At 67.8% G+C, this 13,959-nt stretch carries 18 protein-coding genes; 9 read left to right on the top strand and 9 right to left on the bottom strand.

Translation table 11 applies throughout. From position 1 onward, the window contains the following. Nucleotides 1-42 precede the first annotated feature (42 nt). The 4 genes from KV397_RS13345 to KV397_RS13330 form a co-directional block, all read right to left on the bottom strand. Complete coding sequence (locus KV397_RS13345) at nt 43-1,635, bottom strand: hypothetical protein (RefSeq protein WP_261811464.1); 1,593 nt, start codon at nt 1,633-1,635, stop codon at nt 43-45. After that, entirely contained in the window at nt 1,617-2,393 is a 777-nt protein-coding gene (locus tag KV397_RS13340; protein ID WP_153243596.1) for an ABC transporter ATP-binding protein, read from the bottom strand. The genes KV397_RS13345 and KV397_RS13340 overlap by 19 nt, the downstream gene beginning before the upstream one ends. 78 nt (nt 2,394-2,471) lie before the next feature. After that, nucleotides 2,472-3,143, bottom strand: coding sequence for a potassium channel family protein (locus tag KV397_RS13335; protein WP_047520565.1), 672 nt, complete (start codon nt 3,141-3,143; stop codon nt 2,472-2,474). Further along, on the bottom strand, nt 3,136-4,566 hold the full coding sequence (locus KV397_RS13330) for a TrkH family potassium uptake protein (RefSeq protein ID WP_047520583.1): 1,431 nt from the start codon (nt 4,564-4,566) through the stop codon (nt 3,136-3,138). The genes KV397_RS13335 and KV397_RS13330 overlap by 8 nt, the downstream gene beginning before the upstream one ends. Before the next feature lie 106 nt (nt 4,567-4,672). Here KV397_RS13330 and KV397_RS13325 point away from each other — a divergent pair, with 106 nt between their 5' ends. The 9 genes from KV397_RS13325 to KV397_RS13285 all read left to right on the top strand — a co-directional run bounded on the left by KV397_RS13325 (nt 4,673) and on the right by KV397_RS13285 (nt 9,403). Further along, entirely contained in the window at nt 4,673-5,089 is a 417-nt protein-coding gene (locus KV397_RS13325; RefSeq protein WP_261811463.1) for an ArsR/SmtB family transcription factor, read from the top strand. A gap of 350 nt (nt 5,090-5,439) precedes the next feature. Further along, the gene (locus KV397_RS13320) at nt 5,440-5,631 is read left to right on the top strand and encodes a helix-turn-helix domain-containing protein (protein ID WP_047520567.1); all 192 of its coding nucleotides are present in this window, start codon (nt 5,440-5,442) and stop codon (nt 5,629-5,631) included. 123 nt (nt 5,632-5,754) lie between these two features. Then, nucleotides 5,755-5,853: a 30S ribosomal protein bS22 gene (locus KV397_RS13315; RefSeq protein ID WP_003792170.1), complete on the top strand. Its 99-nt coding sequence runs from the start codon at nt 5,755-5,757 to the stop codon at nt 5,851-5,853. Between the two features lie 78 nt (nt 5,854-5,931). Continuing rightward, nucleotides 5,932-6,234, top strand: coding sequence for a rhodanese-like domain-containing protein (locus KV397_RS13310; protein WP_047520569.1), 303 nt, complete (start codon nt 5,932-5,934; stop codon nt 6,232-6,234). Beyond that, complete coding sequence (locus KV397_RS13305) at nt 6,231-6,527, top strand: glutaredoxin family protein (protein WP_047520571.1); 297 nt, start codon at nt 6,231-6,233, stop codon at nt 6,525-6,527. Before KV397_RS13310 ends, KV397_RS13305 begins: the two co-directional genes overlap by 4 nt. Then, nucleotides 6,524-6,826 (top strand): Dabb family protein, encoded by a 303-nt coding sequence (locus tag KV397_RS13300; protein ID WP_131491758.1) that lies wholly within the window; start codon nt 6,524-6,526, stop codon nt 6,824-6,826. Before KV397_RS13305 ends, KV397_RS13300 begins: the two co-directional genes overlap by 4 nt. Before the next feature lie 174 nt (nt 6,827-7,000). Next, complete coding sequence (locus KV397_RS13295; protein ID WP_131491759.1) at nt 7,001-7,819, top strand: basic amino acid ABC transporter substrate-binding protein; 819 nt, start codon at nt 7,001-7,003, stop codon at nt 7,817-7,819. A gap of 34 nt (nt 7,820-7,853) precedes the next feature. Then, complete coding sequence (locus KV397_RS13290) at nt 7,854-8,651, top strand: amino acid ABC transporter permease (protein ID WP_131491760.1); 798 nt, start codon at nt 7,854-7,856, stop codon at nt 8,649-8,651. After that, nucleotides 8,648-9,403, top strand: a complete 756-nt coding sequence (locus tag KV397_RS13285; RefSeq protein ID WP_047523409.1) for an amino acid ABC transporter ATP-binding protein — start codon at nt 8,648-8,650, stop codon at nt 9,401-9,403. Before KV397_RS13290 ends, KV397_RS13285 begins: the two co-directional genes overlap by 4 nt. A gap of 241 nt (nt 9,404-9,644) precedes the next feature. Here the strand turns inward: KV397_RS13285 and KV397_RS13280 are convergent, their stop codons facing one another. The 5 genes from KV397_RS13280 to KV397_RS13260 all read right to left on the bottom strand — a co-directional run bounded on the left by KV397_RS13280 (nt 9,645) and on the right by KV397_RS13260 (nt 13,866). Next, a complete protein-coding gene (locus KV397_RS13280; RefSeq protein WP_134353040.1) occupies nt 9,645-9,824 on the bottom strand; it encodes a YegP family protein in 180 nt (59 codons plus the stop codon). Nucleotides 9,825-9,912: 88 nt separating this feature from the next. Next, nucleotides 9,913-11,004 (bottom strand): ABC transporter ATP-binding protein, encoded by a 1,092-nt coding sequence (locus tag KV397_RS13275; protein ID WP_261811462.1) that lies wholly within the window; start codon nt 11,002-11,004, stop codon nt 9,913-9,915. Next, the gene (locus KV397_RS13270) at nt 11,001-11,795 is read right to left on the bottom strand and encodes an ABC transporter permease (protein ID WP_153243600.1); all 795 of its coding nucleotides are present in this window, start codon (nt 11,793-11,795) and stop codon (nt 11,001-11,003) included. Before KV397_RS13270 ends, KV397_RS13275 begins: the two co-directional genes overlap by 4 nt. Beyond that, nucleotides 11,792-12,730, bottom strand: coding sequence for an ABC transporter permease (locus KV397_RS13265; protein ID WP_232762520.1), 939 nt, complete (start codon nt 12,728-12,730; stop codon nt 11,792-11,794). The genes KV397_RS13270 and KV397_RS13265 overlap by 4 nt, the downstream gene beginning before the upstream one ends. Continuing rightward, complete coding sequence (locus KV397_RS13260) at nt 12,727-13,866, bottom strand: ABC transporter substrate-binding protein (RefSeq protein ID WP_131491765.1); 1,140 nt, start codon at nt 13,864-13,866, stop codon at nt 12,727-12,729. The genes KV397_RS13265 and KV397_RS13260 overlap by 4 nt, the downstream gene beginning before the upstream one ends. Nucleotides 13,867-13,959: the final 93 nt, after the last annotated feature.

The raw sequence follows: 13,959 nt of genomic DNA, 5'->3' as shown, positions 1-13,959 counted from the left end.
GGCCCCGGCGGATCGGCACCCCCCTATCGGTGCACGAGGTCGCTAGCTCTCGCTGGCGACCTCGGCGAGCACTTCGGGCCAGCGTCGGTTGAGGATGCTGCCTCCGAGCACCGTCCCACCCCACAGGGCGAGCGCGCCGAGCACGACACCGCACGCGAGGCTGACCCAGCCCAGCGCAGGATTCCAGATCCCCGCGATCGCGAACCCGAGGGCGGGTGCGCCGACGAACAGCGTGATCGGTCCGATGACGATCATCGCGAGAAGCGACTGCACGCCACCGGAGGAGCCGCGACCGAGCGGGTTGGCCTCGGGCGCGGGAGCGCGACCCGGGAGGAAGCTGCCCACCCAGGCGCCTGCGCCGGCCGAGATCGCCGTCAGTCCGAGCGCCGACCCGAGGCTGCCGGGCAGCAGGTCCATCCGGCCGGCGAGCAGGCAGGTGGCGACGCACAGCACGAGGGTCAGGGGCACGGCGATCAGCCCGAATCCGAGCAGTCGTCCCGCCCTATCCTGGGCGCCGCGGACGCCGCCCAGGATGTGGGCGGCGATCGCGTCGTTGTCGTAGGCGATCGCCATCTGGATGATGGTGCCGGTGAGGAGCGCGTTGATCGTCGGGATCAGCGTGAGTGCGGGCCCGAATCCGACGGACTCGTCCTGCAGTCCGTTCATGAGCGCGAGCCCGATGAAGATCGCGGGCAGGAGCAGCATCATCACGATGTTCACGACCTGTCGAGGGTCGCGGCGGAAATATCGCAGTGTGCGTGCGGCGATGGCGCCGGTCGGAGTGGCCGGCAGGACCCGGTCCAGCAGACCACCGGAGCGTACACGTCCTCCGCCGCTGTTCTGGATCGGGGCGACGAGGCGTGCGGCGAGCAGTCCCCGTGCCGCGAACCATAGGGCGATGACCGTCGCCAGGGCGATGAGCAGGCGGAGTGCTGCGGAGAGGTAGTCGCCCTGCGCGACCGACGCAGAGACGCCGAACACCGCGCCGATGGGCGTCCAGCCGACGATGTCGGTGACGGCGGTGAACGCCCCGCCGATGTCGTTCACCCGGAACAGCGCACCCATGCCGAGGTTGAGCAGCAGGCCGGAGGAGGCGACGAGCAGCACCCCCAGGATCACGACGAGGTCGCGGGTGCCACGGCGGGCCAACCACCCGGCGAGGACCCCGCTCACCACACGGGCGCCCAGCACACACGTCACGACGGCGACGGGTGCGAGGATCAGAGCGCTGAGCAGTGCCGGAAGGCTGATCGACCAGCCGAGGAGCATGAGCAGCAGTGCCGTGATCGTGCCGACGCCCCCGATGGTCGTCGCGCCGGCGACGACCAGTCCGGGCAGCAGGGCTCCGGCGGTGAGGGGGAGCAGAGCGAATCGCTCGGGGGCCAGCGAATCATCACCGCTCACCAGGATCGACCCGACCCACCACCCGACGACCAGCACAGTGCCGGCGAGGACCATGACGGTGACCGCGGCCTCGGGGGCGGCGAAGCGCAGCGCCACGAGTGCTGCCGTCAGACCCGCGAGCATGCCCAGGGCGATCATCCCAGTGAGGACCAGGGTCACGATCATCCAGGGGTTGCGCGAGAGCTGGTGGCCCAGCTGCCGCCAGCGCAGGCTTACGAGGAGCGCAACCACGCGAGTGTCTCCGTCCCGAGATCGTGTGCGCCCACCAGGGCCAGGAACCGCTGCTGAAGCGTGAGACCGGCGCGCACCTCATCCAGCGTGCCGTGCGCGAGCAGACGACCCTCCGCGACGATGGCGACCCGGTCGCACATCGACTCGACGAGCTCCATCACGTGGCTGGAGAGCACCACCGTGCCGCCGCCGTCGACGAACGCGCGCAGGATCTGGCGGATCGTCTCGCCCGACACAGGATCGACCGCCTCGAGGGGCTCGTCCAGGATCAGGAGTCGCGGCGCATGGATCAGGGCGCACGCGAGGCCGATCTTCTTGCGCATGCCCGCCGAGTAGTCCACGACGAGGCGATCACGCGCATCGGTGAGGCCGAGGGCGGCGAGGAGCTCTTCGGTGCGCGATGCCACGTCAGCCTCGGGCATGCCCCGCAGCAGGCCCGTGTAGCGCAGCAGCTCTGCGCCGGAGAGCCGGTCGAGCATGCGGATGCCATCGGGGAGCACGCCCATGCGCGCCTTGGCTTCGGCGGGGTTCTGCCACACATCCGCACCGAGCACCCACGCGTTCCCGGCGTCCGGACGCAACAGTCCGGTCGCCATGGCGAGGGTCGTGGTCTTGCCCGCGCCGTTCGGTCCGAGGAGTCCGAGCATCGATCCGGCCGGCACGTCGAGGGAGAGGTTGTCGACGGCGACCTTCGGCCCGAACTGCTTGTGGAGCCCGCGGAGGGCGAGGACGGGTGGGGCCGTTGTGTGGTCGGTCATGCCCTCCATCCCACCACGGACGGGTCGTCTGCGCGTCCGCCCTGAGGGGGAGTCGTGGATCCGGGGTGGGTCCCGCCGTCAGCGGTCGAGTGCAGCGAAACGCTCGATGTCGCTGTTGGTGCCCGACACGATGATGAGGTCGTGGTTGGTGACGATCGTGTTCGCCTCGGCGTAGCGGAACGGCTTGCCGGGGCTCTTCACCCCGACGACGGTGACCTTGTACTTCGAGCGGACGCCCGACTCGTTCAAGCCGACGCCGCGGATGAACTTCGGCGGGTACATCTTGGCGAGCACGAAGTCGTCATCGAAGCGGATGAAGTCGAGCATCCGTCCGCTCACCAGGTGCGCCACGCGCTCGCCGGCCTCGCGCTCCGGGTAGATGACGTGGTTCGCGCCGACACGGGCCAGGATCTTGCCGTGGGACTGGGACACGGCCTTGGCCCAGATCTGCGGCACCTTGAGGTCGACGAGGTTGGCCGTGATCAGCACGGACGCCTCGATCGAGGAGCCGACGGCGACGACCGCGACCTGGAAGTCCTGCGCACCGATCTGGCGGAGCGCATCGATGTTCTTCGCGTCGGCCTGCACGGTGTGCGTGACGCGGTCGGACCACTTCTGCACGAGTTCGAGGTTGTCGTCGATCGCGAGCACCTCGCGGTCGAGACGGTCGAGCTCTCCGGCGCAGGCGGCGCCGAAGCGGCCGAGACCGATGACGAGGACGGGAGCGTCGCCCCGGAGGACTTCAACCAACGATCGGCCTTTCCACGGGCAGTGAGTAGTACTGCGTTCGCGATGTCGCGGCGACCGCCGCGGCGAGAGTCACTGTACCAACGCGCCCCATGAAGATGGTCGCGGCCATGACGTAGGAGGCTGAATCGGGCAGATCCGCGGTGAGCCCCGTCGACAGCCCGACGGTGCCGAAGGCCGAGATCACATCGAACAGGACGTGGCTGATCTCCTCCTTGGTGAGCTGGGCGATCACGATGGTCGACAGCGCGACGATGGTCGCCCCCCACGCGACGACGCTGAGGGCCACACGTTGCACGTCGCTCGGGATGCGCCGCCCGAAGGCCTCGACGGACTGACGCCCCTTCGCCTCCGACCACACGGCGATCGCGAGGACGGCCAGGGTGGTGACCTTGATGCCGCCCGCCGTCGACGCCGAGCCGCCGCCCACGAACATCAGCATGCTGGCCGCGAGCAGGGAGGAGCCGTTCAGATCGTCCATATCGATCACGCTGAAGCCACCGGATCGGGTCATCGCCGAGAGGAAGAAGGCCTGGAACGTCGTGTCGGCGGCATCCATCGACCCGAACGTCTTCGGGTTGTCGAACTCCAGGACGACGAAGACGGCCGCACCCAGGATGAACAGGAGCACCGTGGTGACGAGGGTGAGCTTGGTGTGCAGCGACCAGCGCTTGACGTGCCAGACGTGTTTGGCGAGCGAGTAGATGACGGGGAAGCCGATGCTGCCGAGGAACACGCCCACCATGAGGAGAGAGAGCACGAGGTAGTCGTCGCCGAACACGGCCACACCGCCGTCGTTCGGGGCGAAGCCGGTGTTGGTGAAGGCCATGGCCGCGAAGTACGGGGCCTCCCAGAGCGCCGCGATGGGGTTGACCTCCGCCATCACGAGGGCGGGGTAGAGCAGAACGGCGAGCGTGGCCTCGATGATGAGCGCCGATACCGCGACGGTCGTGAGCAGCTGGCCGACCTCGCCCAGGCGCACCGTCTGGCTCTCGTTCACCACGCCCCCGTGCGCGCGCAGAGGGTTCGTGTCGCCGGCCGCCAGCAGTTTGGCCCGCAGCCCCAAGCGCTTCGAGATGAGCATCCCCATGAGGGACGCGAGGGTGAGGACGCCGATACCGCCGATGTTCACGCCGAGGAAGACGACGACGTGCCCGAACGGCGACCAGTGGTTCGCCATGTCCACGGTCGACAGGCCGGTGACGCAGATCGTCGACATGGCCGTGAAGAGGGCGTCGCTCAGCGGGGTGACGGTGCCGCTGGCGGACGCGATCGGTAGCGACAGGAGAACCGTGAACACGAGGATCAGGAGCGCGAAGACGACGATCGCGAAACGGGAGGGCGAGGAGGTGAGGATCTGCCTCGCACGGCCGGCGATGCCCGACAGACCCTGTCCTGGGGACGACGCCGAAACGATGCCCGACATCGCTGCCCCCTCATCTTCTCTCTCGGACGCGCCCCACGGTCGCACGGCGCCGGTCAGCCGAGCCTCCGTCATGGTACTCCGTGCCGGAGCCGACTACCCTGATCACATGACGGACATCTTCGACGTGATCGCAGACGGTACGAGGCGCGACATCCTCCAGCTCCTGCTGCGGCACATGTCCGAAGGGGAGACCGGCACGAGTGTCAGCCAGATCGTCGCCGATCTGGGCATCAGCCAGCCCACCGTCTCGAAGCACCTCAAGGTTCTTCGCGATGCCGAACTGGTGTCCGTGCGCGAAGACGGACAGCGCCGGTTCTACAGCCTCGCGGTCGAACCGCTCGGAGTCGTCGATGACTGGCTCGTTCCGTTCCTGGTCGATGCGTACGGCGACGCGGCCCCGGACATCGACTACCCCGGTGGCCCGCTTCCCGACAGTGCAGCACATGCCGCCGAGGTCGTCGGGCGCGCCGCGGCATCCGCCAAGCACGTCGTCACCTCGGCGCTCAAGCGATTCGGCGGCTGAGCCTCATCGACGGTTCGCGTCGCGGTGTGGCCGCTCGTGTGGCGTGCCCGGAAACGCCTCGCCCCTGACGGCCGGGGGGCATGACGTCAGGGGCGATCCGCGGATCCCCAGATCCGCGAGGACTCGGCGCGGTGCCGGCGCGAGTCCTGCACTGACAGTGGCAGTCGCGGCTGAGCGAAAGGCGAGCGACGCCTATGTCTCGGCTGGACGGCGGGAGCGGGTGCCGGAGGCCTGCGCGAGTTTCCTGGCTGAGGATCCCGCCGATGCCCCACTGATCACATGAGTCACACGGGTTTACAGGTGTCCCAGCTACCCCATAGAGTGTGCACATCGAGAAAGGGGTACGTGGGATGCCCGAGGTTCCAGACGTCCGATTCCTCACGGTGGCCGAGGTCGCCGAAATCATGCGCGTGTCCAAGATGACCGTGTATCGGCTGGTGCACGCCGGGGAACTGCCAGCCGTCCGCTTCGGGCGGAGCTACCGCGTACCGGAGTCGGCCGTGGCCGACGCGCTGCAGCGCCCCATCGCCGACGTCGGGTGAGTCGACGCGAGGCCGCACGGCGCACGCCGTCGGGTTTGCTAGACTGATCCGAGGCATTTTTCCGTGCCCGTACCCGGGTGTCCGATTTCGGGGACACCCAGCCCCTGACTTAGTGAGGTTTCCGTGGGTTCTGTCATCAAGAAGCGCCGCAAGCGCATGGCGAAGAAGAAGCACCGCAAGCTGCTTCGTAAGACTCGCCACCAGCGTCGCAACAAGAAGTAAGCGACCAGACACGAGCGCCTGTCTTCGGACGGGCGCTTTGTGTCTCTGCCCACAGATCTCCACCGCCGAGAGGATGTCATGAAGTCGATCACCGTCACCGAACTCGCCGAGCGCTCCGGTGTCCCGCTCATCGATGTCCGGGAGGTGGACGAGTTCGCCGCAGGCCACGTGCCCGGTGCCGTCAACATCCCGATGTCCGAGATCGGCAACCGGCTCGAGGAGTTGCCATCGGAGGCGTTCGACGTGATCTGCCAGGCCGGCGGCCGTTCGGCGCGGGTCGTCGAGGCGCTGGAGTCCCGCGGGTACGACGCGACGAACGTCGAGGGTGGCACCGGTGAGTGGATCTCGCAGGGACGTGCCGTCGAGGTGCCGTCGGCGTGACCACGCTGACCCTGATCCGCAAGCCCGACTGCCATCTGTGTGAGGTGGCTTCTGAGGTGATCGACGCCGTCGTCGCCGAACTGCCGGACGCGGCGGCGGAGCAGATCGAGATCGTCGAGGCGTCGATCAACGACGACCCCGCCCTGTACGAGCTGTGGTGGGAGAAGATCCCGGTCCTGTTGATCGACGGCGAGTTGCATGCGCACTGGCGCGTGACGCCGGACCGTCTGCGGGAAGCGCTGGAGACAGCCGTCCGCAGCGATATGAAGTCCGAGTCGAAGGAAGCCCTGTGACCATCCGCCATGTCGTGACCTGGAAGCTCGCCGCCGAGGACGCCACCGTGCGTGCCGAGCAGGCGAAGGAAGCCGCGCGCCGCCTGAACGCCCTCGAGGGTGTGGTGCCGCAGCTCCTCTCGATCTCCGCCGGAGCCAACATGGCGTACCCGGAGGCGAACTGGGACGTGACGCTGGTCGCGGACTTCGACTCGGTGGAGGCGATCGAGGAGTACCAGGTGCACCCCGCGCACGAAGAGGTCGTCACGTACATCCGCTCGGTCGTGGCATCGCGCGTCGCCGTCGACTTCGAGGTCTGACACTCCGTCGCGGGTTGCGAGGAACTCGATTTCGTCCGTCTTCCCGGCGGTCTCGCAACACAAACGTGATATGCGGCGACGCCGATGCCATTGGTCACGTGACCGACCGCATGTTTAGATGTTCTCCTACCCGTCACCGGGCGTCACATTCGCCCTCGACTCACAGGAGCCGACATGCCTCGTCGTAACCTCATCGCCGGTCTCGCCCTCGCGGCGACCGCCACCCTCGCGCTCGCCGGCTGCGCGACGGGATCCTCCGACGCGGGCAGCGGTGGTGAGCCGGCTGCGGGCGACGACTACGGCTTGATCGAGGCGGGTACGCTCACCGTCTGCTCGGATATCCCCTACCCGCCGTTCGAGTTTGAGGACCCGAACTCGGAGACCGGCTATTCCGGCTTCGACATCGACCTGCTCGGCGCGATCGCCGCTCAGCTCGACCTGGAGCTCTCGGTACAGGACGTGGGCTTCGACGCGCTCCAGTCCGGGACCACCCTCGCTGCCGGGCAGTGCGACGTCGGGGCATCCGCCATGACGATCACCGACGAGCGCAAGGCCAACATCGACTTCTCCGACCCCTACTACGACTCGCTGCAGTCGCTCCTGGTGCGCACGGATTCGGGCATCGAGTCCATCGACGACCTCGCCGGGAAGAACGTCGGCGTGCAGCAGGGGACGACCGGCGAAGCCTATGCGGGCGAGAACGCGCCTGAGGCAGAGCTCGTGCAGTATCCGTCCGACGGTGAGCTGTGGCCGGCCATGCAGGCCGGACAGATCGAGGCCATCCTGCAGGACCAGCCGGTGAACCTCGAGCACGAGAAGGCCGACTCGAACTACAAGATCGTCGAGACCTACGAGACCGACGAGTCGTATGGCTTCGCTTTCGCGAAGGGCGAGAAGGACGCGCTGCTCGACGCGGTGAACGGAGCACTGGCGGATCTCCGCGACAGCGGCGAGTACCAGAAGATCTACGACCAGTACTTCACGGCCAACTGAGTCCGCAGGCGAGTCGGTCGAGAGGACCTTGACGATGGCGTTGAGGCGCACCACGAAAAGCAAGCTGTACCGGTACACCGTCTATGCGGTGCTGATCGCGATCGCCGTCTGGGTGATCGTCAGCACTGACTGGGCTCGGATCGCGAATCTCTACTTCAACCCCGAGGTCGCGGTGAAGATGCTCCCGGGCATCATCACCACGGCACTCGTGAACACCCTGTGGTTCACCGCGGTGGCCTTCGTCGGCGGTCTGCTGCTCGGCGTCGTGCTGGCGTTGATGAAGTTGTCCGCAATCGGTCCGTTCCGCTGGATCGCGACGTGCTGGATCGAGTTGTTCCGCGGCCTCCCCGCGATCCTCACGATCTTCGCGATCGCGTTCATCCTCCCGATCGGGCTCGGCGTGCCGGCGACGAAGCTCGGCGGACCGGTGGTCCTCGGACTCATCGGTCTGATCCTGGTCGCTTCGGCCTACATGGCCGAGACGATCCGCGCCGGTATCCAGGCGGTTCCTAAGGGGCAGACGGAGGCGGCGCGTTCGCTGGGCATGTCGCCGATGAAGACGACCTTCTGGATCGTCGTGCCCCAGGGTTTCCGGATCATCATCCCGCCGCTGACCAACGAGTTCGTCCTGCTGTTGAAGGACACCTCGCTCCTGTTCGTGGCAGGATCCTTCATCTGGTCGAAGGAGCTCACGAACTTCGCCCGCGACGCGAGCACGCAGAACGCGAACGGAACGCCGCTGATCATGGCGGCGATCCTGTACCTGATCGTGACGATCCCGCTCACGCGCTTCAGTGCGTGGCTGGAACGACGGATGGCGAGGCAGCGATGATCACCGACCTGATCGATGTCCATGCCCCCGCGATCGACGTGCAGGGGCTCGTGAAATCCTTCGGCGACAACGAGGTGCTCAAGGGCATCGACCTCACCGTCACCAAGGGCGAGGTGGTCTGCGTGATCGGGCCCTCGGGCTCGGGGAAGTCGACGCTGCTGCGCTCGGTGAACCTGCTCGAGGAACCGACTGACGGCAAGGTGCTGATCGAGGGGATCGACATCACCGATCCCGACGTCGACATCGACCGGGTGCGCACGCGGATCGGCATGGTGTTCCAGAGCTTCAACCTGTTCCCGCACCTCGATGTGCTCGGCAACCTCACCATCGCTCAGCAGCGGGTGAAGAAGCGCTCCAAGAAGGAGGCCGAGCAGGTCGCACACGCGATGCTCGAGCGAGTGGGGCTCTCCGAGAAAGCGGATGCCTTCCCAGGACACCTGTCGGGAGGGCAGCAGCAGCGCGTGGCGATCGCGCGTGCCCTGTGCATGAACCCCGACATGATGCTCTTCGACGAGCCGACGTCGGCGCTGGACCCCGAACTGGTCGGCGAGGTGCTGCAGGTCATGCGCTCGCTGGCGGACGAGGGGATGACGATGCTCGTCGTCACGCACGAGATGGGCTTCGCGCGCGAGGTCGGGTCACGCCTCATCTTCATGGACGGTGGACACATCGTCGAAGAGGGCGACCCGCGCGAGGTTCTCAGCAACCCGCAGCATCCGCGCACGAAGGACTTCCTCTCGCGCGTGCTCTGACCCGGTACCCGGTCTGCGCGTGGGCACTCCGTCTGCGCGCGGCCCCGCGTCTTCGCGTCGAGACCCCGTCTGCGCGTCGGCACCCCGTCTGCGCGTCGAGACCCCGTCTGCGTGTCGAGACCCCCGGTGACAGACGTCTGCCACAGGGGGTCTCGACGCTGAACGGAGGCGTCGAGCTCAGTCGGACGCGAGCTCAGCTGACCGCGAGCTCAGCTGACCGCGAGGTCAGTCGGACGCGAGGTCAGTCGACTTCGACGACCTCGGCGTCGGGGGCGTTCCGCCGGACGGACTCGATGCCGTTCAGGGCAGCGGACTTCGATGAGTAGCCCTCGCTGATCGCGATGACCTCGCCGTTGCCGGCCTTGAGGCGGAAGCGGTGCTCGCCGGACCTGTCGGTGTACAGCTCGAACTTGCCTGCCATGAGGAGTCCTTTCTCTCTCGGATGAGGGCACCCCGCCCCCTCGCGCCTCACGCTAGCGGTCGACGCGGATCCGGGGAAGAGCGCGTGGTCAGCCGCGCGGGTGCACGGCGACGGGTTCGGGAGCGACCGCGATACGCACGCGGTCGCCGAACGAAGGATGGATCCCGGGGGCGTGCTGCACGCGCACGAGCTCGCCCGACTCGGTGCGGACCAGGGTGCGGCGCATGCTTCCCAGGAAGGTGCTCTCCTCGACCAGGGCGTCGGTCGAGGAGTCCGCCTCCGACACGAAGTACACGTTCTCCGGCCGAAGATAGACATCGACCGGGCCATCCGCCGGCGCCTGTAGGGGGAGGCGCTGTCCCCACACCAGCACATGGTCGCCCTCCGCCACGCCCGAGACGACGCTCGAGAGTCCCACGAAGGCCGCGACCCCCGCCGTGGAAGGCAGCGTGTACAGCTGCTCCGGCGAACCGATCTGTTCGATCCGTCCGGCGTTCATCACCGCGATCCGGTCGGAGACGGCGAGCGCCTCCTCCTGGTCGTGCGTGACGAAGACGGTCGTGATCCCGAGGCGCAACTGGATGCGGCGGATCTCGTCGCGCAGCTGCACCCGCACCTTCGCGTCGAGCGCGGAGAGCGGCTCATCGAGCAGCAGCACCCTGGGCTCGGTCACCAGCGCTCGCGCGAGGGCCACCCGTTGCTGCTGACCGCCCGAGAGCTGATGCGGGAACCTGTCGGCCAAGTCACGCAAACCGACCAGCGCGAGCGCGTCGAGGGAGCGCTTCTCCGCCTCCGCCCTGCCGATGCCCCGTCGCCGCAGTCCGAAGGCGGTGTTGTCGGCGACCCGCAGGTGGGGGAAGAGCGAGTACGACTGGAAGACCATGCCGATGTCGCGCTTGTTCGTCGGTATGCGTGACACGTCCCCACCGCCGAGCAGCACGGCGCCGGCGTCGGCTCCTTCGAGGCCTGCGAGCACTCGGAGCAGCGTCGTCTTGCCGCACCCCGAGGGACCGAGCAGGGAGACGAACTCCCCGGGTGCGATGTCGAGGTCCACACCGTGCAGGACCCGCGTGCCGGCGTAGCTCTTCACGATCCCCTGGAGCTCGACGCGCGTGCCCTCCCCGGCACGGGCGAGCAGCAGGTTGTCCTTGGTACGGGGCAGGGCATGGTCGACGGTCATGAGCGGGCCTTTCGTGGGCCGCGGGCGACACGGCCGATCAGGAGGAGCAGGAGGAACACGAACGCCAGCGCGAGCAGGGTGAAGATGGCCGGCGCGTACGGATCCTGTTTGTTCACCACGACCATCGCGGTCTGGAACACCTGGCGGTTGAGGAGGGAGGCGATCGTGAACTCGCCGAGCACCACGGCGATCGAGATCAGCGAAGCCGCCAGGAGCCCCTGGCGGAGGTTCGGAGCGAGCACCTTGAGCACGACGACCGGCCAACTCGCTCCGAGCGAGCGTGCGGCCTCGGCGAGTGTGCGCAGGTCGGCGGCATCGATCGAAGCCTGGATCGAGCGGAAGGCGAACGGCAGCACGGTGATGCCGTAGGCGAAGGCCAGCGTCCACGTGCCGGTGCCGAGCGTGCGTCCGATATGCAGGTAGATCGGCGCGAGACCGACGACCAGCACGATCGCGGGAATCGAGATCGGGAGGAGCACCGCGAACTCGAACGCCGGCCGGAGTCTCGGGAAGCGCAGGTTCACCAGGATCATGGTCGGTGCCAGCAGGAGCAGCACGATGGCCACGGTGACGACGGCGAGGATCATTGAGTTGCCGAGTCCCGTCCAGATCGGCTTGAGGGTGGCGGCGGCCGCGGGATCGAACAGCGCGATCCAGCGAGCGAACGACAGACCGCCCTCGGGATCGCGCAGCGTGAAGAGGAACGTCGACACCAGCGGGACGGCGAAGAACACACCGACGACGATGCCGATGGCCCAGCGGGTGGTGCGGGACGGACCGAGCCGGTTCACGACTGCCACCTCGCCGCGCGTCGCTGCACGAAGGAGTACAGGCCCATCACGATGCCGACCACCACGATCATGCCGAGCGCGAGGGCACCGGCGAGGTTCTCCCGCCCGAGCACGGTCTCGCTCGTGAGAGCGGTACGGATCTGGAGCGGCACGATCTGCGCCCCCTGGCTCGCGAGGGCGGCGGCCGTGGCATAGGACGAGAACGCGTTCGCGAACAGCAGCAGCAGGCTGGCGAGGAACGAGGGGGCGAGCACGGGGAGGCCGATGCGCATCCAGAAGCTCGCACGGGTGCCGCCGAGGGTGAGATTCGCCTCCGCCCACTGTGGCTTGAGGGCAGCGAGGGCGGGCATGAAGGTGATGACCATCAAGGGGATCTGGAAGAAGAAGTAGGGGAGGATCAGACCCGGCAGCTCGTAGAGCCAGGTGCCGTTCGCGAAGATGTCGATGCCGAGCGAGTCCCTCAGGAAGACGGTGACGACGCCCTGGATGCCGATGGTCGCGATGAAGGCGAAGGCCAGCATGACGCCACCGAACTGGGCGAGCACTCCGGCCGCGGCATCCACGGCGGAACGGCTGCGGCTCTCGGGATCCATGCCGAGCAGCGCGTAGCAGACGAGCGCACCGACGACGGCGCCGACCAGGGCGGTGAGAAGCGAGAGCCCAGCGGAGTTCGCGAACGTGTTCAACACGACGGGGTCGGCGAGGGCCGCGATGTTCGACCAGGTGAACGCGCCGTCCTTCGTGAAGAAGCCGGAACCGACCGCGAGCACGGTGGGAACGGCGAGGAACAGCACGACGTAGGCGGCGAAGGGGATGAGCCCGAGCCAGGCGAAGGACGGAGCGGACCGCCGGGCCCTCGCGTGGGGCGAGAACCCGGCGGTGGGAGCGGGGGCGGATGCCGTGGCATCCGCCCCCGTTGCGGTGAGGGTCGTCACTGGACCGCCGCGGCCCACTTCTCGCCGAGAAGCGTGCCGGCGTTCGTGGACTGCTCCTCGGTCGGGACCACGGTCGTCTCCGGCGCCTCGGGGAGCGCAGCAGCGAGGTCGGCGTCGATCGTGCCCGCGTCGGTCATGGCCTCCATGCGCACCGGACGGGCGCCGCCCTTCAGCCACAGGTTCTGGACCTCGTCGCTGTAGAGGAACTCCTGCCACAGACGGGCTGCAGCGGGGTGCGGGGCGTCGACGTTGATGGCCTGGTTGTAGTACCCGGCGTAGCCCGTGCCGTCGAGCACGACGACCTTCCAGTCCTCATTGTCGGCCGAGTGCGAGGCGTTCAGGTAGTCCCAGTCGAACACGACCGGGGTCTCGCCGCTCACGATGGTCGCAGTGGTGACGTCGACCTTGAGCAGGTTGCCCGCCTGCTGGAGCTCGGAGAAGAAGTCGATGCCCGGCTGGAAGTCGTCGAGCGTGCCGTCGGACTGCACGGTCGCCAGGCCCACGGCGGCGAAGGCGGCACCGGCCTGCGTCGGGTCGCCGTTGATCGCCACAGCACCCTTGTAGTCGGACGAGAGCAGGTCGGAGAGCTCGGCGGGAGCATCGAACTTCGACGAGTCGTAGCCGATCGACATGTACCCGCCGTAGTCGCCGACGAAGAGGCCGCTGGGCTCCTTCAGCTCCTCGGGGATGTCGTCCCAGGTCTGCACCTTGTACGGCGCGAACGCGTCGGTGTTCTGGAGCGCGACGGTCAGTCCGAGGTCGAACACGTCCGGGGCGGTGTCGAGACCCTTGTTGGTCTCCGCGGCCTGGATCTCCTCGGCGCTGGAGACGTCGGGCGAGGTCTCGTTGATCGTGATCTCCGGGTACTTCTCGGCGAACAGATCGAGGATCTCGCCGTAGTTCGCCCAGTCGCGCGGAAGGGCGATGACGTTGAGGGAGCCCTCGGCCTTGGCTGCGGCTTCGAGGTCGGCGAAGGTGCCGAAGTCGGTGACCGAGGTCGCGGTGGCGGCGTCGACATCGGAGCTGCCTCCACCGGTCGCGTCCGCTGCGCCGGAGCAGGCGGTGAGTGCGAGTGCGGCCGTGGTGGCCAGGGCGATGCCGGCGCCGATGCGCGCGCGGCGGGTGATGCGGGCCATGAGTGTCCTCTCGGTGTCCGGCGCTGTGAGCCGGGTTCGGGTTGCGAGAGGACACTATGAGGCGCAGGTTGCCGACCGTCGCGGTGCGGGTGA

Source organism: Microbacterium aurugineum (genome assembly GCF_023101205.1).
Lineage (GTDB): Bacteria > Actinomycetota > Actinomycetes > Actinomycetales > Microbacteriaceae > Microbacterium > Microbacterium aurugineum.
This window is presented reverse-complemented; position numbering and strand designations above follow the sequence as displayed.

Excerpts from the sequence above, each read along its gene's own strand:
- KV397_RS13340 (WP_153243596.1), bottom strand. The coding sequence starts at position 2,393 with ATGACCGACCACACAACGGCCCCACCCGTCCTCGCCCTCCGCGGGCTC.
- KV397_RS13280 (WP_134353040.1), bottom strand. The coding sequence starts at position 9,824 with ATGGCAGGCAAGTTCGAGCTGTACACCGACAGGTCCGGCGAGCACCGC.
- KV397_RS13320 (WP_047520567.1), top strand. The coding sequence starts at position 5,440 with ATGCCCGAGGTTCCAGACGTCCGATTCCTCACGGTGGCCGAGGTCGCC.
- KV397_RS13260 (WP_131491765.1), bottom strand. The coding sequence starts at position 13,866 with ATGGCCCGCATCACCCGCCGCGCGCGCATCGGCGCCGGCATCGCCCTG.
- KV397_RS13295 (WP_131491759.1), top strand. The coding sequence starts at position 7,001 with ATGCCTCGTCGTAACCTCATCGCCGGTCTCGCCCTCGCGGCGACCGCC.
- KV397_RS13275 (WP_261811462.1), bottom strand. The coding sequence starts at position 11,004 with ATGACCGTCGACCATGCCCTGCCCCGTACCAAGGACAACCTGCTGCTC.
- KV397_RS13310 (WP_047520569.1), top strand. The coding sequence starts at position 5,932 with ATGAAGTCGATCACCGTCACCGAACTCGCCGAGCGCTCCGGTGTCCCG.
- KV397_RS13325 (WP_261811463.1), top strand. The coding sequence starts at position 4,673 with ATGACGGACATCTTCGACGTGATCGCAGACGGTACGAGGCGCGACATC.
- KV397_RS13290 (WP_131491760.1), top strand. The coding sequence starts at position 7,854 with ATGGCGTTGAGGCGCACCACGAAAAGCAAGCTGTACCGGTACACCGTC.
- KV397_RS13330 (WP_047520583.1), bottom strand. The coding sequence starts at position 4,566 with ATGTCGGGCATCGTTTCGGCGTCGTCCCCAGGACAGGGTCTGTCGGGC.
- KV397_RS13285 (WP_047523409.1), top strand. The coding sequence starts at position 8,648 with ATGATCACCGACCTGATCGATGTCCATGCCCCCGCGATCGACGTGCAG.